This window comes from Aeromonas salmonicida (genome assembly GCF_028355655.1).
Lineage (GTDB): Bacteria > Pseudomonadota > Gammaproteobacteria > Enterobacterales > Aeromonadaceae > Aeromonas > Aeromonas salmonicida.
This window is the reverse complement of record NZ_CP110645.1, coordinates 2,895,143-2,919,577: the sequence shown is the minus strand read 5'-3', so window position 1 is coordinate 2,919,577 and position 24,435 is coordinate 2,895,143. Positions and strand designations below refer to the sequence as shown.

Annotated in this window: 16 protein-coding genes and 3 tRNA genes; 6 read left to right on the top strand and 13 right to left on the bottom strand. The window is 58.9% G+C overall.

All coding sequences use genetic code 11. From position 1 onward, the window contains the following. Nucleotides 1-92: 92 nt before the first annotated feature. From ONZ54_RS13755 to ONZ54_RS13695, 13 genes are all read right to left on the bottom strand, one after another. Nucleotides 93-1,295, bottom strand: coding sequence for a Bcr/CflA family multidrug efflux MFS transporter (locus tag ONZ54_RS13755; RefSeq protein WP_219590920.1), 1,203 nt, complete (start codon nucleotides 1,293-1,295; stop codon nucleotides 93-95). Between the two features lie 125 nt (nucleotides 1,296-1,420). Next, on the bottom strand, nucleotides 1,421-3,067 hold the full coding sequence (locus tag ONZ54_RS13750) for a 6-pyruvoyl-tetrahydropterin synthase-related protein (protein WP_271786439.1): 1,647 nt from the start codon (nucleotides 3,065-3,067) through the stop codon (nucleotides 1,421-1,423). A gap of 96 nt (nucleotides 3,068-3,163) precedes the next feature. Then, entirely contained in the window at nucleotides 3,164-4,438 is a 1,275-nt protein-coding gene (locus ONZ54_RS13745; protein ID WP_271788286.1) for a hypothetical protein, read from the bottom strand. Nucleotides 4,439-4,544: 106 nt separating this feature from the next. Continuing rightward, entirely contained in the window at nucleotides 4,545-5,105 is a 561-nt protein-coding gene (locus ONZ54_RS13740) for a hypothetical protein (protein ID WP_271786438.1), read from the bottom strand. Between the two features lie 142 nt (nucleotides 5,106-5,247). Next, nucleotides 5,248-6,672 (bottom strand): NAD(P)/FAD-dependent oxidoreductase, encoded by a 1,425-nt coding sequence (locus ONZ54_RS13735; protein ID WP_271786437.1) that lies wholly within the window; start codon nucleotides 6,670-6,672, stop codon nucleotides 5,248-5,250. A gap of 86 nt (nucleotides 6,673-6,758) precedes the next feature. Further along, on the bottom strand, nucleotides 6,759-7,598 hold the full coding sequence (locus ONZ54_RS13730; RefSeq protein ID WP_271786436.1) for an FTR1 family iron permease: 840 nt from the start codon (nucleotides 7,596-7,598) through the stop codon (nucleotides 6,759-6,761). After that, on the bottom strand, nucleotides 7,598-10,618 hold the full coding sequence (locus tag ONZ54_RS13725; RefSeq protein ID WP_271786435.1) for a YncE family protein: 3,021 nt from the start codon (nucleotides 10,616-10,618) through the stop codon (nucleotides 7,598-7,600). Before ONZ54_RS13725 ends, ONZ54_RS13730 begins: the two co-directional genes overlap by 1 nt. A 4-nt stretch (nucleotides 10,619-10,622) precedes the next feature. Next, complete coding sequence (locus ONZ54_RS13720) at nucleotides 10,623-11,072, bottom strand: hypothetical protein (RefSeq protein WP_271786434.1); 450 nt, start codon at nucleotides 11,070-11,072, stop codon at nucleotides 10,623-10,625. A gap of 121 nt (nucleotides 11,073-11,193) precedes the next feature. Then, nucleotides 11,194-11,679, bottom strand: a complete 486-nt coding sequence (locus tag ONZ54_RS13715; protein ID WP_005310510.1) for a YqhA family protein — start codon at nucleotides 11,677-11,679, stop codon at nucleotides 11,194-11,196. Nucleotides 11,680-11,910: 231 nt separating this feature from the next. After that, nucleotides 11,911-12,375, bottom strand: a complete 465-nt coding sequence (locus tag ONZ54_RS13710; protein ID WP_192895780.1) for a hypothetical protein — start codon at nucleotides 12,373-12,375, stop codon at nucleotides 11,911-11,913. A 213-nt stretch (nucleotides 12,376-12,588) separates the two neighbouring features. Continuing rightward, nucleotides 12,589-12,664 (bottom strand) — tRNA-Asn (locus ONZ54_RS13705). Nucleotides 12,665-12,666: 2 nt separating this feature from the next. Beyond that, nucleotides 12,667-12,742 (bottom strand) — tRNA-Asn (locus ONZ54_RS13700). Continuing rightward, nucleotides 12,733-13,020, bottom strand: a complete 288-nt coding sequence (locus tag ONZ54_RS13695) for a hypothetical protein (RefSeq protein WP_271786433.1) — start codon at nucleotides 13,018-13,020, stop codon at nucleotides 12,733-12,735. Before ONZ54_RS13695 ends, ONZ54_RS13700 begins: the two co-directional genes overlap by 10 nt. A gap of 290 nt (nucleotides 13,021-13,310) precedes the next feature. Between ONZ54_RS13695 and dauA the strand changes: the two genes are divergently transcribed. The 6 genes from dauA to ONZ54_RS13665 all read left to right on the top strand — a co-directional run bounded on the left by dauA (nucleotide 13,311) and on the right by ONZ54_RS13665 (nucleotide 24,433). Beyond that, on the top strand, nucleotides 13,311-15,047 hold the full coding sequence (gene dauA / locus ONZ54_RS13690) for a C4-dicarboxylic acid transporter DauA (protein ID WP_058394667.1): 1,737 nt from the start codon (nucleotides 13,311-13,313) through the stop codon (nucleotides 15,045-15,047). Between the two features lie 274 nt (nucleotides 15,048-15,321). Next, nucleotides 15,322-15,409 (top strand) — tRNA-Ser (locus tag ONZ54_RS13685). Nucleotides 15,410-15,997: 588 nt separating this feature from the next. After that, nucleotides 15,998-16,516 (top strand): type VI secretion system effector Hcp1, encoded by a 519-nt coding sequence (gene hcp1 / locus ONZ54_RS13680; protein ID WP_021140316.1) that lies wholly within the window; start codon nucleotides 15,998-16,000, stop codon nucleotides 16,514-16,516. Nucleotides 16,517-16,822: 306 nt separating this feature from the next. Then, on the top strand, nucleotides 16,823-18,868 hold the full coding sequence (locus tag ONZ54_RS13675; RefSeq protein WP_271786432.1) for a type VI secretion system Vgr family protein: 2,046 nt from the start codon (nucleotides 16,823-16,825) through the stop codon (nucleotides 18,866-18,868). Next, the gene (locus ONZ54_RS13670) at nucleotides 18,858-19,589 is read left to right on the top strand and encodes a DUF4123 domain-containing protein (RefSeq protein WP_271786431.1); all 732 of its coding nucleotides are present in this window, start codon (nucleotides 18,858-18,860) and stop codon (nucleotides 19,587-19,589) included. The genes ONZ54_RS13675 and ONZ54_RS13670 overlap by 11 nt, the downstream gene beginning before the upstream one ends. Beyond that, nucleotides 19,586-24,433, top strand: a complete 4,848-nt coding sequence (locus ONZ54_RS13665; protein ID WP_271786430.1) for an RHS repeat-associated core domain-containing protein — start codon at nucleotides 19,586-19,588, stop codon at nucleotides 24,431-24,433. Before ONZ54_RS13670 ends, ONZ54_RS13665 begins: the two co-directional genes overlap by 4 nt. Nucleotides 24,434-24,435 lie beyond the last annotated feature (2 nt).

Sequence of the window (24,435 nt, the reverse complement as noted above, 5' to 3'; positions counted from 1 at the left end):
GCAAGAGTCGGTTGTCCCAAGCCGACTCTTGATACGAAAAAGCCCTGTCATGCAGACAGGGCTTTTTCAGGATCAGAGTGAGGTGCAGATAATCAGGCCACAGCAGATCGCTTGCCGGTCAGCAGCCAGTAACTGATGGCCGAACCAAAGCCGCAGCCGGCGATGGCGATGGCCATGGGCAGCGGGGATTGCGGTGGGTCGAGGTTGACCAGGATGCCGACCACGGCGCCGATGCCAAAACGCAGGGTGCCGGCCAGCGCGGAGGCCGTGCCCGCCGATTGGGGGAAGTGCCCCATCAGGCCCGTCATGGCGTTGGCCCCCACCAGACTGATGTGACCGACGAACAGCACCACGGGGATGACGATGCCCCACAGGCCGCCGGTCTGGCTCCAGGCGTTGTAGATGAGCAGGGCGCCGGCACAAGGCAGCATCAGCAGCCCGTATTGCAGCATGCGCTCGGCGCCCACCCCTTTCACCAACCGGCTGTTGACGAAGGTGACCACCATCATCAGCAGGATATTGAGGCCGAACAACCAGCCGTAGTGCTCGGTCGGCACCTTGAAATATTCGATGTAGACGTAAGGGGATGCGCTGATAAAGGCAAACATGCCGGAGCTCGACAGGGATCCGCACAGCACATAACCCATGGCACCGCGATGGGAGAGCACACTCCAGTAGTTCTTCAGGATCTGGCCCAGCTTGAGCGGTTGTCTGTGCTCAGGCTTCAAGGTCTCCTGAATTTTCCACTGCATCACCACGCAGACCAGCAGGCTGATCCCCACCAGCAGCCAGAAGATCACGCGCCAGTCACTGTGGGCGCTAATGTAGCCGCCGATCACGGGGGCAACCAGCGGTGCCAGTGTCATCACCAGGATGACAAACGACATGGCGCGGGAAAATGCATCCTTTTCAAACAGATCTCGCAGCAGTGCATTGACCACCACCGAGCCCGCCGCCCCGCCTGCCGCTTGCAGCATCCGATAAGCCAGCAGTTCGGGCAGGGAGTCTGCCATGGCGCAGCCTACAGACGCGATGGCAAACATGGTGAGCCCCGCCAGGATGACCGGTTTGCGGCCATAGCTGTCTGCCAGCGGGCCGTAAAACAGCTGGCCGATGGCAAAGCCACCGAGGAAGGCACTGATGGTGAGCTGGGCCCCATCTATGCTGGTGGCCAGATCCCGGGCGATGGCCGGAATGGCGGGCAGGTACATGTCGACCGCCAGCGGGGTCAGGCCCGCCAGAGCGCCAAGCAGGATAAACAGAAAGCGGGGAGATAGGGGTAAGGGTTGGGGCATAGGATGTCCGATCGTGAGCAAGTTCGCGTGAAATAAGGTAACAGGGGTGAGTCTATCAGTTTTGGCAGACTTGGGCAGGACTATGCCCAAGCCCGCCCCCCGTCACGCTATCACCCCTGTCCGGGTCACACTCTTTTTGGGGTGTTGGCCCCCAGGCAGGCGAGCACCAGCCAGCACAGCCAACCGAACAGGGAGAGCCCAATTCCCCACTGCTCTGGCCAGCGTGCCGCCAGCTTGAGAGTGAGGGTGTGCTGACCCGCCGGTATCCAGACCTGCAGCAGTCCTTGCCGGTTTGCACTGACAGCGAGTGCCAGCGAATCATCCAGTCTGGCCTGCCAGCCGGGGTAGTCATATTGGTGCAGTATGAGCTTGGTGGGCTGCTGCGCCTTCACGTCCAGCTCCAGCCATCTGGGTTGCCAGCGAATGATCTTCCACGCAGCGCCCGGCTGCTCTGTGGTGACGGGGGGTTGAAACTCCCCTTTCCAGGCGAGCAAGGTCGGAGTGAACTGCCCTCTGGGTACCTGATTGGGGCGATATTCCTGGGCACTGCGCTTGCTGTCGAATTCGCTCTCAATCATGTCCTTGCGCGGTGCCTGGGTGAGAGGGGAATAAGCCACATAGGCAAGGCTGGAGACGAGCGTGACCAGCAGCAGGCCCCACCAGATCCACTGCCAGGGCCGGTCGACAGGGGTGCCCAGCGCCACTACGGCCACCGTTGCCAGGGCCAGGATCAGGTTGCACCGCCAGGGAAATTGCACCCGTTGCAACGGTGGCAGCAGATGCCAGATGGGCTCGCCCAGGGGCAGCATCATGAGAAAGGAGACTGTCCCTATGATCCCCCATATCAATAATTCGGGATGACGTGGCTCACGGGTCGCCGCCCAGGCGACCAGCAGCAGCCCCATGGTCAGCATGCTTTGCCAGGCCAGGTGGCCGCGAAAGCGCCAGTCACCCCAGCCAGAGGGCAAACGGTCGAGAAAGTTGCGTCTGAAGTCGAACATGCCGCCCCGCATCAACTCCATGGAGATGGCGCCTTGATCCAGCAGGGCTGGCAGCAGCAGGGTCGCAGCCATGACCAGCCCCAGCACTTGGGCCGTTGCCACTAGCTGGATCGGAAACAGGATGCGGGATCGCCAGGCTTGCAGCAGGGCGCGCAGTGTGATCAGCCCCATCATCAGCAGCAGGCTGGGGAGGTGAGAAAACGCCAGCAATGCCAGCGCCAGAGTCAGCAAGGGGAGTCCCTTGCGACTGCGCTGGTTGGCGAGATCTTGTCCCAGCAAGATCAGGGGGGCCCAGACGAAAGCCCAGAATTCGGCCAGGGCAAAGCGGGCATAGAGATCCATGCCCAGATGATAAGGCAAGGCGAGATAGAGCAGGGTGGCGGCCAGGGCCCGCAAGGGAGAGGCAAAACTGCGCAGCCAGAGATAGGCAAAGAGGCCGGATAGCAGCAAGGCCAGACTGGCGCTCCAGAGCAAGGGCGTGATGGCGTGATGAAGGGGGGCCTGGGGGCCGGCAAACAGGGCGCTGACATAGTAGGGCAAGGGGGGATAAAAGAAGAAGGTGGGGCTGCCAAAGCCGCCATTCATGGCCATCAACCAGCGTGGATAGATCTCCCCCTGCCACAGTTGCTGTGCAAAATAGTGGCCGGAAAGCAGATGATGAAACAGGTCATGCCCCTGGCTCCCCCCCTGTAACCAGAGTGGCAATAGCAAGGCTCCGCTGGCCAGTATCAGTGCCAGGGGGATGAGAAACCACTCGCTTGATCTCTTCATGGATAGACTCACTTGTCACGGATGCGCAGTGAGTGTAGCCGACCAGGGCGCCAGAGCCGCTAGTCAAATGGTCGCCAAAGTGCGTTGCACTGCCAACTAAGGAGAAAAATAGGCGGGTATTCCGAGCCAGATGCCTGGTTCAGCATGAAAGCGAGGTGAAAACCAGTGCTGCTGGTTTGGTACCGGCATGTCACCGGTGGCGATGGGGCGTCGGCTGAGGCGGCAGGCCCCCAGTGCCAGTGCGAGCCTTGCATCCCCCCGATACCAGCCATCGGTGACGGCCAGGGGAGTGGTCTCTCGCAGCAGTCGTACCCCCCACTGAGTCACCAGCGCAGGACACGCTTTCTCTGCTACCCTGGCCGCTTGCACCATGGCAGGTAACGCAGGTGGGGTCAGGGTAACGCAGAGCAGCAAGAGGGCAGCCAGGGTTGTGAGCATGTCACCGCGCCTTGGCGACCAGCCTGCCAGCAGAACTATGCCGAGCAGGGTGATGGGGGCCAGATGGCGGGGATTGTCGGGATTCTGGCCAAACAGGGTCCAGAGCAGCAGGGCGAGCCAGTAGAGCGTCCAAAGCGGCGAGAGGGCGGTCGCTTGGCCTTTTGCTCTTTGCCAGAGCGGCAGCACCAGCAAGGCTCCGACAGCCAGGGGCCAGAGCGGGGTGAGCTGATCGTTGAAGGTGCGCGCCCAGCTCAGCAGTCGATCGCCGTGGGCCGCCGCCGTGTTGCCCCACAGGGTAAAGTGGCCGTCGGTAAAGCGCCGTCCCTCGCTGAAATAGGCCCAGCCATCGGCCTGCCAGACAAAGAGCAGGCTGGTGAGCCCCACCAGCGCGATGGGGAGCACAAACCTGACGCGCGTTCCCTTCTGCGCCATCCCGAGCCAAAGGGGCAGCAGGGCCAGCACAAAATAGGAGGGGCGCAGGGCCAGCAGCAGCCCGACCAGCAGGCCCGCCAGCGCCATCCTGCGCTGCTGCAAGGCCAAGAGAGCCCCGAGCCATGCCGCCAGTGCCGGTCCGTCCGAGAGACCGGAGAGGGCGAGCGTCGGGGTGAGCGGCAGGGCCAGCACCAGCAGCCAGATGGGGGTGAGCAGGGCAGGGCGATGCCACAGCCTGACCGCCAACAGTGCCGCCAGCGGCGCCAGCAAGCTGGTGCCGAGCAGGCTTGCCCACTGCACAGCGCGGGCCGGATCGTCGACCAACAGATTGATCAGCCGCGCCAACCAGATAAAGGCGGGGTAGCCCGGAAAGTGGGGGGAGAACTCCAGTACGCTGAAACGTGTTACCCCGTGGGCGAAATTGAGGGCATCGTCGGAATCCAGGGCTATGGGAAAGGCAAAGAGCCAGCCCATCCAGACCCCTTGCAGCAGGATCAGCAGGTAGGGTCGATTAGCGAAGCGTAATCGGCCGTGGCGAAGCCCCCCTTCTCCCCTTGCGGGAGAAGGGCCGGGGATGAGGGGGGCCGTCGTCATTAATGAGAGGCCATCAAAGCGGCGCCAGCACGGCCATCAGCGCTTTTTGTGCCTCGGCGAAGGCGGTCGCGTCGGCAGGCTTGGCCCCCACCCCGAAGACACCCGGGTTGCCGATGGCGTCCAGCACCTTGGCCAGCGCCTGTTCGGCCGCTTTGCGATCCCCTTCACTGAGGGAGGGGAGGATCAAATCGAGGAAGCGCTTGCTCTTGACCACCAGCACCTTGGCAGTCTGGTAGTCGCCAAGATTCTGGCTGGCCCCTTCGAGGCGGCGCTCGATCTCCGCCTTGTATGCCCGGTTGAGCAGGGCGGCGGTGGCGGCAGCGTCTTTCCCCTTGATGGCGGCGGCCAGCGGTGCTTGCAGTTCGACCTTGTGGTGCTGCTCCAGATAGAGCAGCTCGTCGGCAATCTCGCTCAAGGTGGTGCTGGCATCTTTGCCGTCAGTGGCGGCGCCGAGCAGCGCCTCACGGGCGTCGATCAGTGGCTCCTTGCCGGCGGCGGCGTAGGAGTAAGCCTGCGCCTGACCGCTCAGGGTCAGCAGCAGGGTGAGGGCGAGTAAACCCGGGCGGATGGTCATCCTGTTCTCCTTACTTATGCCAAGAGGCTATGCCAATGGCGCGGCCATTAGGCCACGCGCTGGGTTTCGATCACGGTATTTTCATTGCGGTGGTTAAAGGTGTTGCGGCGTCTGTTTGCCGGTTAAGCACCTGCCATCGTTCTCATGCCACGCTCTGGGTTTCAATCACGGTATTTTCGTTGCGATGGTTGAAGATGGCGTGGCGTCTGTCTACCCCGTCGATCACCATGTCGGCGGCCATCATTCCCATCTCCATGGCGGTGTCGGTGAAGATGTAGCGGAATGTCCCCTGACGGCCGGTCATGATGAGGTTGACTATAGGCATCAGCGCCTTGATGGCTTCGTTGCGGCGCGCCTGATAACCGAGATCCATCAGCGGGTAGGCGTACTCGCTGCGCGCTTCGAAGGTCTCATCGCCAAGCTTGGTGGTGTCCACGCCAAGGCTTGCCAGATCGGCCGTGACCCGACCGCGCAAGTCGGCAAGCGGTGCCTGCCAGGTGGCATCCCCCGGATTGCAGGGGATCTCCAGCATCACCGATGTCTGACCTTGGGGCGCCATAAAGGGGCTGCGGCGGCGCGGCTCCTGCAGGCGGGTGGCCAGAATATGGGGGTCGGAGAGGTACTGCCAGGTGTTGTCCGACAGGTTCTCCTGTTTGAGCGGCATGTTGACGAAGCGAAGCGACCGGTAGTGCAGATCGCACGGTAAGCCGAGATGCTGGCAGGTGAGCGGCAGCGGCAGGGTGGAGATCACCAGATCGAAGGCGGCGCTCTGCTCAACGCCATCTTGTGACCAATAAACCCGTTCGATCCGGCCATCGGCCTGCTCAAGGCGAGTGATGGTGGCGCCGGTTTTCAGCAGGGCCCCCTCTGCCACCAGCCGCTCCCCCAGAGTGGTGAAGATCTGGCCGAAGCCATATTTGGGGTAGCGGTATTTACGGGCATAGGTGCGCACCGAGAGGTTGCCGTTGCGTCTTGGCAGCAGGCGGCGCGCTACGTCTTTGAGATCGATGAGGCTAATGCGCTGCCCTGCCCAGTCGGCGGAGAGCTTGTCCGGGTTGATGCCCCAGAGCTTGCCGGTATAGCCCTCGAAGAACTGGCGGTAGAGGGTGCGGCCAAAGTGACTCTGGATCCACTCGGCAAAGCTCGCCTTGGCGAAATCATCCGGCTTCTTGGCAAAAGGCAACAGCAGCAAGTCTTTCACCGCACCCGCCATCAGCGGCAGCGGGGCTGTCTTGATCAAATTGGTGAGGTTCAAGGGGTAGTCATAAGTGCGCCCGCCAAAGCGGATCACGCTCTTGCGCTCGGCGTGGAGCAGGTCGTCCCCCATCAGCTCGTCGATAAAGGCGAGCAGCTCGGGGTTCTTGGTGATAAAGCGGTGACCGCCGTAGTCGAAGCGATACTCACCATCGCGCCCCTTGAAGGTCTGGGTGGCGCACATGCCGCCGACGACCGGCTCCTGCTCAAACAGGGTGACCGCAAAACCGGCGCGGCGCAGGCGCCAGGCGGCCATCAAACCGGCGGGACCAGCGCCCAGAACCGCAATTTTCTGCTTGTTGTTATCGCTCATGACCTATTCCGAAACTGCTTGATAGATAAGGGAATCGCGCCAAGGCGCGGTCCCCGAATGATATTGTCACCGCAGGGGGTGAGGACTCAGCCCTTGCTGGGCGCGGAGCTCACTTGCGGCCGATAGCTGCGCTGCCAGAGGGTAACGAAGATCGCCAGATAGAGGGCCCAGGTCAGTAGCTGCAGGCCAGCCGGTGAGGCATTGTAGCCAAACAGGGCGCGCAGGAAGGTACCAAATACCCCCTGATCGTCGAGAATGTGGCTGATGTTGAACACCGGCGTGGTCCAGAAGGTGATGATGTCTGCCGCCTGCAACATGTTGACGGCGGACGACAATAGGCCTGCGGCTATGATGATGATCAGCAGCCCGGTCCAGCGGAAGAAGGGGGCCAGCGCCACCTTGCGGGTGGAACGCAGCAGTCCCCACACCAATGCTACCGACACCAGCAGCCCCGCCAGCGCGCCCATCAGGCCGGATTGCAGATCCACCCCTTGCCCGGAGTAGAGCAGGGCGGAGAAGAACAGCACGGTTTCAAACCCTTCGCGCATCACAGCCAGGAAGGCGAGCAGCACCAGACCAAACAGGTTGCCGCCATCGATGGCCGCATCGATGCGCGCCGTCATGGCTCCCACCTGGGATTTGGCCTGCTTTTGCATCCAGATCGCCATATAGGTGAGCACCAGAGTGGCGAAAATGAGGATCCCCGCCATCAAGAGGTGGTTGTAGCGCTCGCTCTCGAACTGGCTCACCACCACCTGGAACAGGAAGGCGACGATCAGGGAGGCGATAAGGCCAAGCCCCACCCCCAGATAGATGAACTTGTTGTAGCGGCTCGCCCCCAGCTTGGCGAGGTAGGAGAGGCAGATGCCGACCAGCAGGAAGGCTTCCAGCCCCTCGCGCAGGGTAATGAGAAAACTTGCAAACATCAGGATTGAGGCTCCGTAGCGGGCGTGACGGGGAGAGGCTGCAAGGTAAGTTGCAGCCGATTGAGTTGAAGTCGATTGAGCAGCACTATGGGTGGCTCCGGCAAGCTGGGCTCGGCGGCGCGCACCGCATCATTGACCCACTTGGGGTAGGTGCGGAAATTGAGTTTGATATCGGCCTTGAAGGGCCCCCGGGCATCTGCGGGCAGCGGCCAGGCTTCATCGCGCCAGCCATCGGCCGGAATGCGGGTATCTTCCAAGAGCTTGGCGTAGCGCCAGAACTTGAGCCCCACCGGCTTGCCCTCGGCATCGCCGAACACTTTTCTAAACAGCCGCGCATCTTCAGGGACAGCGCCATCCACCGGCTGGCCGCTTTTGAGCACCAGCTTGCCGGTGGCGTCGGTGACGGTCAGTTCCAGCCAGAGTTCACGAAAATCGGCGACCCCTGTGGGCAGGGCGTGGCCTGCGCCTGTATTGGTGACTCGCACCACCAGTTGCTGTGCATTGGCAGCCTGTTCGATACGGGCAGAGAGGGTAGCGCTGGAGCGCAGCAGGGCCAGACTCTCCTGCTCAAGGTCGGGATTGCGCAGCCCCACCAGCTGGTGCTGGGCGCCGGTAAAGTTGTGGCGATAGAGCCGCGCCTTCATGGTGCCGTTTTCGGTGGAGTGGCCCGCCACCGGTGCGCCGCCGTTGCCCGGCTCCGGGTTCATATGGCAGTCGATGCAGGTGCGCCGCTTGGCAGGATCCTCGGCCTTGGCAAAGCTGGATTTTTCCCACTCGTCCCAGGTGTTGACGATATTGGCGCCGGTGCCCGGGGCAAACTCGTTGTGGCACGACTTGCACAGGGCCGCGTCGCGGTAGAAATCCTTCTGATAGGAGGCTTTGTGGGCCGTCGGACGGGCGTTAATCTGCCGCTCGGCCAGCCAGTGCTGGAGGCTGCCGCCCGGGGCATCCTCGAACACATAGCTCTCGCGGTCTTTCAAATTCACGGTAAAGGCGCTGTTGCCGCCCGCATCTTCCACTTTGGTGATGCGATGGCAGAGCACGCAGCCGGTGCCTTCCTCAACCACAGGTTCACCAGCCTTGTGGGCTGCAATCAGCGAGGCGCCGCCTTGTTCGAACATGTGGGAGCCCTTGGGTAAATTCTGCTGGCCGGTCATCACCTGCTGGGGCATATGGCAGCCCTGACACCACTGGCCGAACGCTTCCCCTTCGGTTTCGCGGGCCAGCGCCTGCACCACCTTGTAGTAGGGGTGGGAATTGCCCATCAGCCGGTGGTTGCTCTCGCTCCAATCCTTGAACGCTTGGCTGTGGCAGTTCTGGCAGGAGGCGGAGTTGAGCCACTCTTTCGGGTGGGTGGTCGGTGCCTTGGCGGGATCCGTGCGCGGGGCATCGAGCCGCAGCCAGTTGGCGAGATAGGGGAGGTTGCCATCTGCGGTGACGAAGGCGTGCAGATCTTCCATCATCGCTTTCACTTCCGGTTGGGGCTTGGCGGGGTCAACCGCCTCGGCCCCATCGCGGGTGTCATGGCCCATGCCGCCCTGGGTCTGCTGGGTCATGCGCAGGTATTCGCCGACAAAATCCCCCGCCACCATGTTGGTGAGGTTGGCGTGGCCGTTGATGGCGTTGTCGCCGCTCTTCTGGCGATGGGCCGCCATCAGATGGCGATTGGTGAAGTTGAACCCATCCAGATGGCAGGAGTTGCAGCTCATCCAGTTGTCCCCCGCCATGGGGAGGCGACTGTTGGCCGCGGTGTTGCCGAGGTTGAATAGCCGCTCGCCGCGCTTTAGCGGTTCGGGGCGCGGATCCGTCTCTACCAGTTTGGCGAAGTGGGGCACATCGACGGTGACCCGGGCAAACGGGCCGCTGCCGCCGCTATTGAGGCGGGTAAGATCCTGCCCCATGGCGTTGTGCACCAGAATATGGTCGCCATCGATCAGCAGATCCCTCGGATTCTGGCCCGGCAGGTGACGCAAGAGCTGGGTCGCCTTGGCGCCCCCCTGAAACTTCTTGCGACGGTGGCGGTTGTTGTTGGACTTGCCGCTGCGCGACAGGTCAAACACCAACAAGTCTTCCGAGCCCGCCAGGGTCAGATAGACCCGCTTGCCATCGGTGGCGAAGCGCGCAGCAAAGGGGTTGGAGACGATCTGGCTGCGGTTGCCGACGCTTGGCAGATTGATTTGCAAAAAGAGCTGCTTGCGCTCGTCGACCCGCTCTTTCTCCTCATCCAGATCGATGATGGAGACGGCCGGAAAGACGGTGCTCTGAAACTGGAAGGGGTGGCCAAAGCTCCACAGCACGTGGGGCAGCCAGGCTTCGCTGCCATCGGGGGAGAGGGCGATGCCATCGAGCAGGCGCGGCAATCCCTGCGAATCGCTAGCCGTGTCGCTGTGGGTTTCTGCCAGGGTGATGAGTCTGGGTTTTGGCAGGGTGGTTTTGAGCGGAGTGGCGCCCTTGGCTATGTTGCCAAGCTTGGCGAGATCATAGATGGCGAGCTGGCCGGTCATGGCGTGGGTGAGCAGCAGGCGATCATCGTCGGTCAGGGCCAGTCCGCGCGGAGTCTCGGCGGTCTTTGTATCCAGCTGCAGGTTGCCCGCTGTGTCGTAGGCTTGCAGGCGAGCTGATTCGAACAGCGTGACCCAGAACCACTGCCGCTTGGGATCGAAGATGACCCCATAGGGTCTATGGCCGGTGGGGATCGCCTTTTCCAGGTCGAGATCATCATCCAGCAGCAGCAGGCGATCGCCGCTGTAATCGGTGACCAGCAGGGTGCCGTCATCGGCGCGGGCAATCTGGCGCAGATCGCCCCCCAGCTGCACCTCCTTGAGTCGCTTGCCGCTATCGCGCTCAAGAAGAGTGACCGAGCCTGCGCTCAGGTTGGCGGTGACGAGGCGTGGCGTGCTCCCCTCTTCATAGGCGACCATCCCAGCGCCCATCTGCTGGGAAAACGCAAAGGGGCTGACCAGCAGGAGGAGGAGGGCCAGCAGGGCTGGCAAAAATGCACAGAACGATGACTTCAACATGGGATCAGGCGCGCCATTTCAAGATGGTCCAGCGCCAGGCGTGGCGCAGCACCAGAGGAGTTAACGCCAAAGCGCTCAGCCAGTGGGCCCAGCTGGCGAGGCTGCCCATGCTGTCGCCCGGGGTGCCGTGCAGCAGCAGCAGCAGACCGCTGGCCAGACACACCAGCAGCAGCCCTTCGATGATACGACCAGTGATCCGCAAGAAGGGTTTGTGGCTCTTGTTCAGCAGGCTGCGATGAGAGAGCCAGAAGGCGCCAAACAGTAGGGGAAACAGGGTGAGCGAAAGCATCACGTGGAGAAACAGATTCCAGCGCGCCAGGAACCAGAGCGGGGTCAGCGGCTCCCACAGCAGCAGGCCGGAGAAGAACATCAGATAGAGGGAGCCCTCGGCGGCCTGATGGTGATAGGCAAGCCACTGCCAGCAGTGTCGGGGTGAGAGAGAAAGGCTTGTCATAGGTGCTCCAGCGCCCGGGCAATGCAGCCCGGGGGAGCAAGTTTACAATGGGGTAAAGGTAATGAAAAGAGTTATCAATTCCGGTCTTGATGAATCAATCCTGAATGAAAACAGGGGCTGGCTACTTGTGGTCTGCCAACCTTTCTGTGATTGCATAGATAAGTGCTGCCACCGAGAAGGCCAAAAAGACAATGACTGACCACTTCATCTCGACTTCATTGCCGGTGCCATCGTCCAGAAAGGCCTTGAGCACCTCGATCCCGGCGATGGTCACCAGGGAGTTGATGACGATGAGCTTCAGGGAGGCGAAGTTGATCTTGCTGAGCCAGTTGTTGCCGAGCGCCTCGCGCTGCTCCTGAGTCTGAATAAACTGCACATAGCCGCAGATGGCCACCAGGATCAGCATCTGCGCCACCAGTACGAAGTCCACCAGAGTCAGCACCCCTGTGATGAGGTCAAGATAATGGATGTCGATGATGTCGCGGCACAGCGTATAGAGCTGCATGGCAAACTTCACCATCAAGAGCGCCACGCACACCAGAATGCACACATAAAACGGGAACATCATCAACCGGCTGCCATTGAGCATAAAGTTGAATCGACGCATGAGAACTCCTGAGTAGGGTGAGATTGGGCTGATTATCGCCTGAGTCAGGCGACGAATGCATGTTTTACTGATAAAGCCTGCATGGCCGCTTGCTCGGTAGAAGGTGTCGCATCGGTGGGGCCAGCCCTGACAGTCGATATGCCACTCTCACAGATGGCAAACGCTCGGTACTGATGCAATGCAGTCAGAATGCAGAACAGGCGCCCGGTTGCGGGCCGGGCACCTTGGTTATTACTCGATATTGATGGGGCCCTTGGTGCCCGCATCACTGTCGATCCAGACATCTTCCCCCTTCAGACGGCGATCGCCTTGAATGGTAAATGTGATGGTGCCCTGCTTGAACAGCAGTGCACCGTCAGCCCGCTTTGCCTTGACCTGTTTGCCATTGACCCAAACCTGCTCTTTGCCATCGATACGGATGGTGGCAACTGTGGCTCCTTCGTTGCTTTTTGCCACCCATTGTCCAGCATAGGGTGTGGTATCTGCTGCGGCCTCCGTGCTCGCGGGAGTGGCTGCCTCGCCAAAACCAGCCTTGGCATTTTCGGCCTTGCTCTTGGTGATATCGCACCCTTGCAACTCGGAGGCCTGGGTGCAGCCGGAGTTTTCGAGTTGCTGGCGGTATTTGGCACTGATGGCGTGGGCAGGGGACTGGATCAGCAGGGCCAGCGCTGCCGCCGTAATCATGGTTTTGTGCATCATATTGCTCGCTTCTGTTGTCAGGTTATTCACCTCGTCCACTTTAGTACTGCGTGCGACCAAGGGCTACCTGCTTGCGTCCGTCTCCTGATCGGGAGGCGAGAGCCAGCTTTGCAATGGGGTGCTAGCCGTGATGGAGAGGAAAGGAGGGGGAGTAAGTGGAGGATGTGGCAGACATGAAAAAGCCCAGCCAAAAGGCTGGGCTTTGAAATTTGGCTCCCTCGACAGGACTTGAACCTGTGACATACGGATTAACAGTCCGCCGTTCTACCGACTGAACTACGAGGGAATTGGCTCCTCCTACTGGACTTGAACCAGTGACATACGGATTAACAGTCCGCCGTTCTACCGACTGAACTAAGGAGGAATTGCCTGTCTCGTTGAGACGGTGCGGATATTAATAGCCTGTCGGCTGGGTGTCAACCCGCGATCCGGCGCCAAAAATGGAATTCCGCCCTGTTTGTCCAAAACTTGGTCATTATGGACTATTTTCAGCACAATCAGCAGCTTGAGATTGGCCTTTTGCTGCCACGTTATCAATTTTTGCGCTAGTGGCGGATTACGTTCTGGCTGCTCAGTGATGGCAAACCATTCCTGCCCGTTCAATAAAAATGGGGTGGGTGAATGGGAGGTCCCATGCCTCATGAACCGCCTCTATGGGGAAAGAAGTGTCTGCCGCGGGTTGCGTGCATTTGGTTAGCAGGCGAAGTGAAAAATCTGAGTAATGGTGATAAAAATCGGCGATATGCCAGCAAAAAACCGCTATTTTGCGGTGTAATGGTCATTCATTGATCCTGCCCATCGAAATATTTCCTCGGCTGGAGTATGGTTGCCCCGGATACCATCGCCGTGTCGACAGTTCTGCCGGCCCTTGATGATGATCGGGCGCCGGTTCAATCCGGCCTTTATCTCCCTCTTCTGGTATTACGACATACATGCACAACCAAGCTCCCTTGCAAAGCGTGAAGCTGGCCATTGCTTTACGCCAATCCTGTATTGATGAACCCTATAGCATCCCTCGCTTTGGCCGTGACCTGATCGCCGGCGTCACGGTCGGCATCATCGCCATTCCGTTGGCCATGGCGCTGGCGATTGCCAGCGGCGTGCCACCGCAACATGGTCTCTATACCGCCATTATCGCAGGTATCGTCATTGCCGTGACTGGTGGATCCCGTTTCTCCGTGTCGGGGCCGACCGCCGCCTTCGTGGTGATCCTCTACCCGGTGGCCCAGCAATTCGGGGTCGGTGGCCTGCTGATGGCGACCCTGATCTCCGGCTTCTTTCTGGTCGCCATGGGGATGGCCCGACTTGGGCGCCTGATTGAGTACATTCCGCCGTCAGTGACCCTGGGCTTTACCGGCGGGATCGCCATCGTGATCGCCACCTTGCAGATCAAGGACTTCTTCGGGCTCCAGGTGCCCGATATGCCGGAAAATTACATAGGCAAAGTAGAGGCGCTGGTACATGCTCTGCCAAGCTGGCAATGGGGTGACACGCTGGTCGGGATTGCTACCCTGGCCGTGTTATTGCTCTGGCCACGGCTGCGCTTGCCGGTGCCCGGACATTTGCCCGCCGTGCTGGTGGGTGTGGGGCTGGGGTTTGGTCTGCACTACTTTGGTGTCGATGTGGCCACCATTGGCAGCAAGTTCAGTTATACCCTGGCCGATGGCACACAAGGCATGGGGATCCCGCCCATAGCGCCGACTCTGGTAATGCCCTGGGCACTGCCGGGGCCGGATGGTTCACCGGTCGAATGGAACCTGGCGGCCATCGAGCGCTTGCTGCCGGCTGCGTTTTCCATGGCCATGCTGGGGGCCATTGAGTCGCTGCTCTGCGCCGTGGTGCTCGATGGCATGACGGGTCGCAAGCACAGCTCCAATGCCGAGCTGGTGGGGCAGGGGCTGGGCAACATATTGGCGCCTTTCTTCGGTGGCATCACGGCAACGGCGGCCATTGCCCGTTCCGCCGCCAACGTACGGGCGGGTGCCACCTCGCCGGTTTCCAGCATAGTGCATGCGCTTGTGGTACTGGCCGCCATTCTGGTGCTGGCACCCTGGCTCTCCTGGTTGCCGCTCTCGGCCATGGCCGCGCTGTTGCTGATCGTGGCCTGGAACATGAGTGAGGCACACAAGGTGGTGGAGCTTGTGCGTCGCGCCCCCAAATCCGATGTGCTGGTGTTGGTGGTGTGTCTCTCCCTCACCGTCATCTTTGACATGGTCATTGCCATCACTTTCGGGGTGATCCTGGCGTCGCTGTTGTTCATGCGTGAAATTGCCAAGATGACCAAGCTGCACGATTTGGCCGATCACAAGCGCTATGCCGACGAAGTACCGGCGAATGCCTTGCTTTACAAGATCAACGGCCCGCTGTTTTTTGCGGCAGCAGAGCGTGTCTTTGGCGAGCTGGTGGCTCAGGTTCAGGGGCACAAGCTGCTGGTATTGCAGATGGAGGCTGTCTCCATCCTGGATGCCGGGGGACTCTCTGCTTTCCTGCAGTTTGAAAAGCAGATGGCCAAGGCCGGAGTGGAGCTGCGGGTAGCCGAGTTGCAGTTTCAGCCGTTGAAGACACTGGCGCGTGCCAAGGTGCGCCCTGTGCCGGGTCAGTTGGAGTTTTATGGCTCTCTGGAAGAGGCATTGAAAGGCGAGCAGAGTCACGAGCAGGCCGCCAGTTGATTGTATGGGATGCAGAGGTGGAAAGATTTTGCGCAGTTGGCTCGGTTCTTGAGCAAACAGATTGAAAACCGCAAAATTGCATTGACCCCAACACAATGCATCCCTTACATTACGCCCCGTCGCTGCGGCATGGTTCGCAACCGACGGTGCAACTCAGGCACCTGAAAATGTGAGAAAAAATTTGGTGGGATGTCAGAATGGCTGCCCACCGACGAAGTCGGCAAGAAAGCACGCGTAGCGTGCTCCGAAAGCCACTTCAAAGAAGTAAAGATTTGGTGAGGTGTCCGAGTGGCTGAAGGAGCACGCCTGGAAAGTGTGTATACGGCAACGTATCGAGGGTTCGAATCCCTCCCTCACCGCCAAATAAAAGAAAAGGGCCTGTCGCAAGACAGGCCCTTTTCTTTATGCCCGTTTGACGGACTGCCCGGTTCGAACGTGATTTGTGTACAGATCTCGTTATCACTGACATGCAGCAAACCCCCAGGCAATCTGATTGTCCGGGGGTTTTGTTTTTCCATGGCAGCCATTCGACCCCATATCGGTTCAGCTATTCACCCATCCTCTTCATTACTCTGATCGCATCGGGTGATCTGGCCGTCATCATTGCCAGAACCTTGTTCGTATGCGTCATCAGTGGATTACCTCAGCTACTGCTCTCCTACTAATTGATAGCTCAGTGGGAAGGTCAGCCACAAGAGGCTGTCACTTGCTTAACGGGGTTAAGTGTCATTATGAGCAAAGTATTGCTTTAAATTTGGTTTTAAATGCTGGGTGTGCAAACTTTTGCAGTGTTATATGCCGCTCGCGCAACTTGTTGCGCTCTCTTTGTGAGGGTATAGACCTGAGTTTTTCGTAAGAGTTTGTTTTTTATGAGTAAAAATGTTTGGCATGGTCACTGCTAATGGTTTCGGTCGAGTGTCATTACCGTTCAACCAATCAGGAGCATACACATGCCAACTCCATGTTATATCAGCATCGAAGGTAAAACCCAGGGCAACATCACCGCGAGTGCCTTCACCTCCGATTCCGTCGGCAACATCTTCGTGCAGGGCCACGAAGACGAGATGCTGGTACAAGAGTTCCAACACGTTGTGACCGTACCGACTGACCCGCAATCCGGTCAGCCTGCCGGCCAGCGTGTCCACAAGCCGTTCAAATTCACCGTTGCTCTGAACAAGGCCGTACCGCTGATGTACAACGCCCTGGCCTCCGGTGAAATGCTGCCGAAAGTGACCCTGAAGTGGTATCGCACTTCCGTGGAAGGCAAGCAGGAGCACTTTTTCTCTACCGTGCTGACCGATGCCACCATAGTCGATATCGACTGTCAGATGCCCCACTGCCAGGATCCGGCGAAGTCTGACTTCACCCAGCTGATCCAGGTCTCTCTGGCCTACCGCAAGATTGACTGGGAACACACGGTCGCCGGTACCTCCGGCTCTGACGACTGGCGCGCACCCAGCGAAGCGTAAGTTGATACAAAGGGGCACTGCTTGTCGGTGCCCTTTGCTATCTGCGCGATCGACGAGCATCCATTTGAGGATATCTCGCCGACTGTCTTCTACTCCCCCGTTCTGCACCGCCCCGAGTTTTTCTTGTACCCGTTTGCTCTTTTCGAGTGGGTACAAGAAAAAAACCGAATTCACGTCTTGTCGCACGCCGTCAAGGGCGTGCGGTAGCCATGGTGTCAGAAAAACCAGGGCGATGGCGGATCTCTCACACAGTTTGAAAAGCCCCCGAATGTACGGGGCTGCACCATATCTCAGAGGCGCTCACCGATGGCAGACAGCACAGGATTACAATTTACCGTCAAGGTAGGGGCGCTGCCCGAGAGCACTTTCGTGGTGGCCGAGTTTGCGCTGGAAGAGGCGCTGAATAGCCCGTTCCAGTTGCGGTTGGAATTGGCCAGCCCTCAGCCGGATGTCGATTTTGCCGATGTGCTGGACCAGCCGTGCGAGATCATGGTGTGGTACAACGGCGAGCTGCAGCGGCGGGTGTGTGGGGTAGTGAGTGACTTTGCGCAAGGGGATAGCGGCTTTCGCCGTACCCGCTATCAGCTGCGGGTGCAGCCGGCGTTGTGGCGGCTTGGTCTTCGCCAGAACTCCCGCATCTTCCAGGCGCAAAAACCCGATGAAATCCTCTCCATCCTGCTGCAAGAGCACGGCATTACCGACTACGCCTTTGCCCTCAAGAATGAGCACGCCAAGCGGGAATTCTGCGTGCAGTACCGGGAAACCGACCTTGCGTTCGTCAACCGGCTCGCCGCCGAAGAGGGGCTCTTCTATTTCCATGAGTTCGACGCAGGCAAGCACCGCATCGTGTTTGCCGACGACGCGGCTGCATTGACAGCTGGCCCCGAGCTCTTTTTCAATCTTGGCAACCGCTCGCTGGAGCAAGGCCCTTATGTACGCCAGTTTCACTACCGCGAGGCGGTGCGCCCGAGCGATGTGGAGCTCAAGGACTACAGCTTCAAAACCCCGGCCTACGGGCTCTCCCACAAAAAGCAGGGCAGCGAACTGGAGCATCAGCGCGATACCTATCAGCACTTTGACTTTCCCGGTCGCTACAAGCAGGACCCGAGCGGCAAGGCGTTTGCCCAGCACCGACTCGATGCGCTGCGCAACGATGCAGTGGCAGGCAGCGGCAAGTCCAACAGCGCGGCCCTGCTGCCGGGCCAGTTTTTCTCGCTGACCGAGCACCCGAACGGCAATCTGAATACCGACTGGCAAATCGTGCGCATCAGCCACACCGGCTTGCAGCCACAGGCGCTGGAAGAGGAGGGGGGCAGCGGTCCGACCGTCTACCACAACGAGTTTGGGGTGGTCAAAGCTGCGACCACCTGGCGTGCCCGCATTGGCAGCCCACAAGCGCCGCACAAGCCCATGGTGGACGGCCCGCAAATTGCCATCGTGGTGGGCCCCGAGGGGGAAGAGATTTACTGCGACGAACACGGCCGGGTGAAACTGCAATTCCCGTGGGACAGATATGGCAGCTCGAACGACCAGAGCTCCTGCTGGGTGCGTGTCAGTCAGGGCTGGGCGGGTGGCCAATACGGCATGATGGCCATCCCCCGTATCGGCCATGAAGTTATCGTTTCATTTTTGGAAGGGGACCCCGACCAGCCTATCGTCACCGGTCGCACCTTCCACGCCACCAACCGTCCGCCCTACGACTTGCCTGCCAACAAGACCCGTACCGTGCTGCGCACCGAAACCCATCAGGGTGAGGGCTTCAACGAACTGCGCTTTGAAGACCAGGCAGGGCAGGAAGAGATTTATATCCACGGCCAGAAAGACCTGAACGTACTCATCGAAAATGATGCGGCCTGGCATATCAAGCACGACCAACACACAGATATCGACAATGAGCGAGTCACTCGCATCAAGGCCAACGACCATTTGAGCGTGGAGGGGGAGAAGCGGGACCATATCAAGGGTGACCTGTCGCTGACCGTCGATGCATCCATGCACCAGAAACTGGGGCAGAGCTGGCTCACCCAGGCAGGGCAGGAAGTGCACGTCAAGGCCGGCGCCAAAGTGGTATTGGAGGCGGGATCTGAGATCACCGTCAAGGTGGGCGGCTGTTTTATCAAGGTCGATGGTGGCGGCGTTACTCTGGTCGGCCCCACCATCAAGATGAACTCGGGTGGCAGCCCTAGTTCAGGTGCTGGCTGGGCGGGGAAATCCCCTATTGGTCCCAACGGTGTTGCTGTGCCTCCCCCCCCCAAGGTACCCCTTAGCCCAGCCCAGCTTGCCACAATGAAGAGTGCGGCTCCTTTCTGCGAAGAGTGCGAGAAGTGCAAGGAGGGCAGCTGTGAAATCTGAGGCCATGTCATTAGCCGAATGGGTTGCACTACCTCGATTGACCCCCCTGTATGCCGTCTTGGCAGGTGCCAGTGATGCTGCCCCTGTGCAGCATTACTATCAGCTGGATGGTCGCAGTACTCCCCGTGGTTTGTATCTCGGCACTGCCTATGAGGATTGGCATCCTGTTATGCCCTATCTGGTTGAATTGGATGAGGGGAGCGCCTTTATCGAATGGGCTGCTAATACAGATGCCCGTGACTGGGGATTTTTGCTGTCGACAGCACAATCTGTTCATACCCTCTATGCCCATTTGCAGGGACTTACCCAGATCTGGCATCAAGGTGAGACAGTGTTCTTTCGCTACTGGGATGGTGCCTACCTTGCCCCCATTGTTGAGCAGCTTGGGGATAGTTTTACCCATCTATTGCCCGAGCTAAGTTCACTGTGGGTCAGTGGCCGGGCTTTCAGCTGGGAGAGTTCTACTCCCGAAGTGCCACGCCCATTTCCTTGGTGGAGCTTGCCGCAGACCCTGGCTGCCATGTTGGCAACGCGAGATACCAGCCCCCTTGTCAACAACCTGATGCAGCAGTTGGCCGACCAGAATGGCCAGCTCTACTGGTCCTTTCCCGAGGCCAATTTACGGTTCAAGGTTGCCCGTTTCATCGCCCGTCACCCATCTACTGATATCGATTTATTTCCGGCGCTGGAAGCCGCGTTGTGCAAAGAGGTTCAAGTATGAGTAATGCCGGCCAGGCTGTCTTCACCCAGGTGCTCGCTGATTATCGCAATGCTTTGAAAGAGTATCGTAAGGATGCCGAGAGCTTCTTTCTTGGCGATATGCTCAGCATGGATATGGAGCAGACCATCAAGGTCGGCGACAAGACCATAACGGCTTCATCGGGTAGCAAAAAGGTACAATCCGTTGTGACTCAGTGCCCACTGAGCGGCACCCTGCGGCTGGTTCACATGTTTGAGTCCGTGCGCTTCATTCCCATTGGCGATACCCCTTACAAGGTGGAAGCGGGCAAGATGGTTCGTGGGCGCTTTGTCAGTGAAGCAGTAGCCAAGGAGGGAACGCTGGATGCCAAGGGGATTGCTGAAGTTGGCAACCTTGCACCGGGCAAGTCCTATCGGGTGACCTTTTACCCCAATGTGAAAAAAAGCGATCTTGATGCCTTGTTTGCATCCTATGTTCCGGTACAAAAAGACCTCGAAGCCTGGCTCACCAAGGAGTGGAACAGCGAACACAAAGCCGCCTGGAGTCGTTATAACGCAGCAGGTGACGGATTTGGCAGTCATACCCTGGCTGCCGCCAGCGGCATTGGCAAGGCACTCGTCGGGGTGTGGGACGATCTCAACACCATCTACAACCTGCTGGCCGATCCGGTGGGCAATGCCAAAAAGCTGGCTGAATTTGGCGTCGATGCCGCAGCCATGGCCCAGGCCGGCGCCTCTCAGATGGAGGCAGCCATGCTGGTGCTACAGGATGAAGCGCTGCTCTATCTCTATGCCTATGCTCTGGTGAGCTGGGTCAAGATGTTGCCGCCGGATCAGCAGACCGAGTTTGGTGCCCAGGTGATTTCCTCCGTACTGATCGACGTCATTATTGGCGTTGTGCTGACGGGGGGAGCCGGGCTTGCTGCCCGCTATGGTGCCAAAGCTGCCTCCGCTGCCAAGAACAGCGATAGGGTGATGCGCCTGGTGACCTCGCTGGTCAACCTCTCCAAAAAACATAATCTGGCGCAACATGCCCAGATAGCCAAGAAAGTATTGATTGCCGGATCGGCCAAGTTTAATCCGGCCAAGAAGGCCGATCTCAAGCTGGTGGATGGCAGTGCCAAAACCCTGGTTGAGAAGGGCACTGCTGCCAAGCGCCAATTCCGGTCTCACTCCGAGATAGAGCAACTCAAAACAACACCTGATGTCTCCAAGCAAGCCAAGACACCATCCGGCCAAGCCCATCAGCCGGAAGCGCAGACCTGCAAGAATAAATGCCCGGTTTCCATGGTGACAGGGGAGGAGTTGCTGACGCTGGAAGATGCACATCTGCCCGGCATGTTGCCGTTTACCTTCGGTCGCCTTTACCGAACCTCAGCGGTAGAGCAAGCATGTAGCATGGGGGGGGGGTGGAGCCACTCTTTGGCCCATCGGCTTGAACGCCATGGCGAAACGCTGACCTGGTGGGACGATGAGTCCCTTGCCATCGAGTTGCCCTTGCCATCGCTAGCCAGACCAGTGGTAACCAATTTGCTGTCAGAAGCAGCCGTCTATCTGGGAGATGAGGTAGACGAGGTGATCGTTGCCAAGGCAGGGTCTCCCTTCCTGCATTTCACCTGGCATGGCAACGCCGGGCGATTGACTGCTATGTCTGACGTCTATGGCAATCGGCTGATCGTTCGTCCTGACCGTCAAGGTCGCCCCTGCTGGGTTGAGAACGATGCCGGGATGGCTCTTCGGATTGTCTATCAAAAAGCCTTTCTTACTGCCGTTGAATTGCACCATTTCGATGGGATTAACTGGCAGCCACAAGCCACGCTGCAACGTTATTACTATGACGAGGCCGGGCATCTGGTCACCGCCGAAAACGGGGTGGGTGAGTGCGAGCGCTACCGTTACCGCCCTGATGGAGTGATCCTGGAGCGCCGTCTCGCGGGTGGAGCCGGTTTCTTCTGGGAGTGGGAAGGAGAGGGGGGTGTTGCCCGAGCAATCCGTCACTGGAGTGACGTCGCCCGTTTTGATGTCAGCTATCGCTGGGATGATGCCAGGGGGGAGGTGAGCGTCAGCAATGCGGATGGTAGCCTGGAAGTGTATCAGCATGACAGCAATGCTCGCCTCGTCCGACAGCAGGATCCTGACGGTGCAGTCACCGAGTTTGGCTACAACGACAAGGGTCAGAAGGTACTGGCCCGTGATGCACTCGGTGGTGAAACCCACTACCACTACGACGAGCAAGGATTGCTTGCATTCGAAGTAGCTCCGGATGGCAGTCAGACCGCCTATCACTATTGGGATGGGCGTGTCCGCAAGGTGGTGCAAGGGGATCGTGAGTGGCGTTTCGATCGCGACGAGTATGGGAATGTGGTCACAAAAAGAGACCCCCTAGGTCGTGAGACTCGTTACGGCTATACCGCACAAGGCAAACTCTGTTCGGTCGTACAACCGGATGGCAGTCGTGTCGAACTTGTCTGGAATCGCCAGGGACAGCTGATCGAGGAGAAGGGGGCCGATGGTGCGCTAACTCGTTGGCGTTATGACGAGCGTGGTCGTCAGATCGTGCGACGCGATCCGCGTGGTGGCATCACCCGTTATGAGTGGGATGCCGCCGACCGTTTGCAGGTGGTACACCTGCCTGGTGGTGGTACCCGTCGTTTCGAATACAACGCCTATGGCAAGGTGACGGCCGAGTGGGACGAGCTGGGCCGCGAGACCCGCTATGAATACCACCCCGGCCTGCATCTGATAAGTCGTCGCATCAACCCCGATGGCAGCGAGCTCAAGTATCGCTATGACAATGCCAAGTTGTTCCTGAGCGAAGTCGAAAACGAGCACGGCGAGCAGCATCGCATCCACTACTACCCCAATGGTCTGGTTGCGCGGGAAACCGGCTTTGATGGCCGCACCATCGCTTATCGCTACGACCTCAATGGTCACCTGAGCGAGAAGATGGAGCTGGGCAAGCAGGAAACCGAGCTGGTGACTCGCTATGAGCGGGATGCTATGGGGCGCCTGCTCAAAAAATGCCTGCCAGATGGTCGTGAAATTCAGTTTAGCTATGACCAATATGGCCAGTTGACCCAGGTTGATGATGGCGCTTGGCCATTGGCCTTTGAATATGACACCGGCGGCAATCTGGTAGCGGAGCACCAGGGCTGGGCTTCCAGCTATTTCAAGCACGATGCCATGGGGCAGCTTGTTCATTGGCAGTTGCCGGATGGCAATCAGCTCGATTACCTCTATCAGCACGGCACATTAAGCGGCATCGATCTTAATGGGAGCGAGCTGACCCGCCACCAGATGGTGGGTGGGCTCGAGATGCGCCGCAGCCAGGGGGCGCTGACCCAGCAATATGAATATGACGAGCAGGGGCGCCTGACCGCGATGCGTGTGCAGCGGGGCAAGCAGGTAGCCCGTGAGCGACGTTACGGCTATGACAGCACCGGTAACCTGCTGCAGATCAATGACAGCGTACAAGGGGAGCAGCACTACCGCTACGACCCGCTGGATCGGTTGCTGGAGGTGCGCGGTGAACTGACCGAACGGTTCCTGCACGATCCGGCGGGCAATCTGTTGAGCCAGACCCTGGGGGGCCAGTTTGATGGGGCGCGTACTCAGGGAAACCGGCTGTTGTTTAGTGGCGATCGCCATTTTGAGTACGACGAATTTGGCCGACTGGCAGTAGAGCGACGTGGCAAGGGCCAGTCGTTGCTCACCCGCTATCACTACGACTGTCAGCATCAACTTATCCGGGCCGAGTTACCTGATGGCAGCATAGCCCGCTATGACTACGATGCCTTTGGCCGCCGTATTCGTAAAGCAGTCAGCGGGCATAAAGGGCCATCTGGCGAACAGGTTACCGAGTTTTTGTGGCAGGCCAACAACCTGATTGCCGAGAGCCGTCGGGATGGCGGATACCGCAGCTTTATCTACCAGCCGGGCAGCTTCAAGCCATTGGTGCAACTGGAAGGAGAGGGGCAGGATGCAGAGGTTTTCCACTATCAGCTGGATCATCTCGGCACCCCGCTGGCGCTGACCCGCGACAATGGGGCGACCGCCTGGCTGGTGCGTTATCGCGCTTATGGCAATGTGTGGCGGGAGGAGGTTGCTGAGGTGGCAACTCCCTTGCGTTTCCAAGGTCAGTATTATGATGCCGAGACAGGGTTGCACTACAACCGTCACCGTTACTACCAACCTGAAACGGGTAGATTTATCACCCCCGACCCGATAGGCTTGGCTGGCGGGCTCAACAACTACCAGTATGCCCCCAACCCGACCGGCTGGGTTGATCCGCTAGGGTTAAGTAATGTACCGGGGCAATGTCCTGATGTTAATGAGGTTGCTCGACCTAAGCAACAAGGCGGGCCGGAAGAGCCGCCGAGTGTTGATGGTAGTAAACCTGACTTTTATGTTGGACCAAGTGGCTCGGATTCGACTTTGCCGAGTACTGGGTATCGGTATGATAGATATTTAAATGATGATGGCTCATTATATAAATACGGCCAAGATGCAATTAATACGGGAGAGGCTCGGCTGTCATACTTTGGTTTTGATAAATTAGATACAGGTGATCAGGTTACAGAGGCGTTCCAGATTCGAGCACCGAAACACACGACCCTAAAAGACCCTGGAGAGTCATGGAGTGATGGGCGCTTACGTATCAAGTTTGATACCTTGCAGTTATATGATGAATCAGGTGTTCCAAGGGTAAAAGTGCCTAAAAGTCATGGAGGAGAAGGGCCTGAGCTAGAACCATTTACTGAGGCTTATCCACAGTATGGAAAGGGTGGGGCTAGACAATTAGTACCTAATACAAGAGAGCCTATTTATATAAAGGCTGATGAAATAGATATCTTACCAAAGGAGTGATT

Coding starts and splice junctions, on each gene's coding strand:
- ONZ54_RS13675 (WP_271786432.1), top strand. CDS start 16,823: ATGGCAGACAGCACAGGATTACAATTTACCGTCAAGGTAGGGGCGCTG.
- ONZ54_RS13710 (WP_192895780.1), bottom strand. CDS start 12,375: ATGCACAAAACCATGATTACGGCGGCAGCGCTGGCCCTGCTGATCCAG.
- ONZ54_RS13725 (WP_271786435.1), bottom strand. CDS start 10,618: ATGTTGAAGTCATCGTTCTGTGCATTTTTGCCAGCCCTGCTGGCCCTC.
- ONZ54_RS13665 (WP_271786430.1), top strand. CDS start 19,586: ATGAGTAATGCCGGCCAGGCTGTCTTCACCCAGGTGCTCGCTGATTAT.
- ONZ54_RS13740 (WP_271786438.1), bottom strand. CDS start 5,105: ATGACCATCCGCCCGGGTTTACTCGCCCTCACCCTGCTGCTGACCCTG.
- dauA (WP_058394667.1), top strand. CDS start 13,311: ATGCACAACCAAGCTCCCTTGCAAAGCGTGAAGCTGGCCATTGCTTTA.
- ONZ54_RS13735 (WP_271786437.1), bottom strand. CDS start 6,672: ATGAGCGATAACAACAAGCAGAAAATTGCGGTTCTGGGCGCTGGTCCC.
- ONZ54_RS13720 (WP_271786434.1), bottom strand. CDS start 11,072: ATGACAAGCCTTTCTCTCTCACCCCGACACTGCTGGCAGTGGCTTGCC.
- ONZ54_RS13750 (WP_271786439.1), bottom strand. CDS start 3,067: ATGAAGAGATCAAGCGAGTGGTTTCTCATCCCCCTGGCACTGATACTG.
- ONZ54_RS13730 (WP_271786436.1), bottom strand. CDS start 7,598: ATGTTTGCAAGTTTTCTCATTACCCTGCGCGAGGGGCTGGAAGCCTTC.
- hcp1 (WP_021140316.1), top strand. CDS start 15,998: ATGCCAACTCCATGTTATATCAGCATCGAAGGTAAAACCCAGGGCAAC.
- ONZ54_RS13755 (WP_219590920.1), bottom strand. CDS start 1,295: ATGCCCCAACCCTTACCCCTATCTCCCCGCTTTCTGTTTATCCTGCTT.
- ONZ54_RS13695 (WP_271786433.1), bottom strand. CDS start 13,020: ATGAGGCATGGGACCTCCCATTCACCCACCCCATTTTTATTGAACGGG.
- ONZ54_RS13715 (WP_005310510.1), bottom strand. CDS start 11,679: ATGCGTCGATTCAACTTTATGCTCAATGGCAGCCGGTTGATGATGTTC.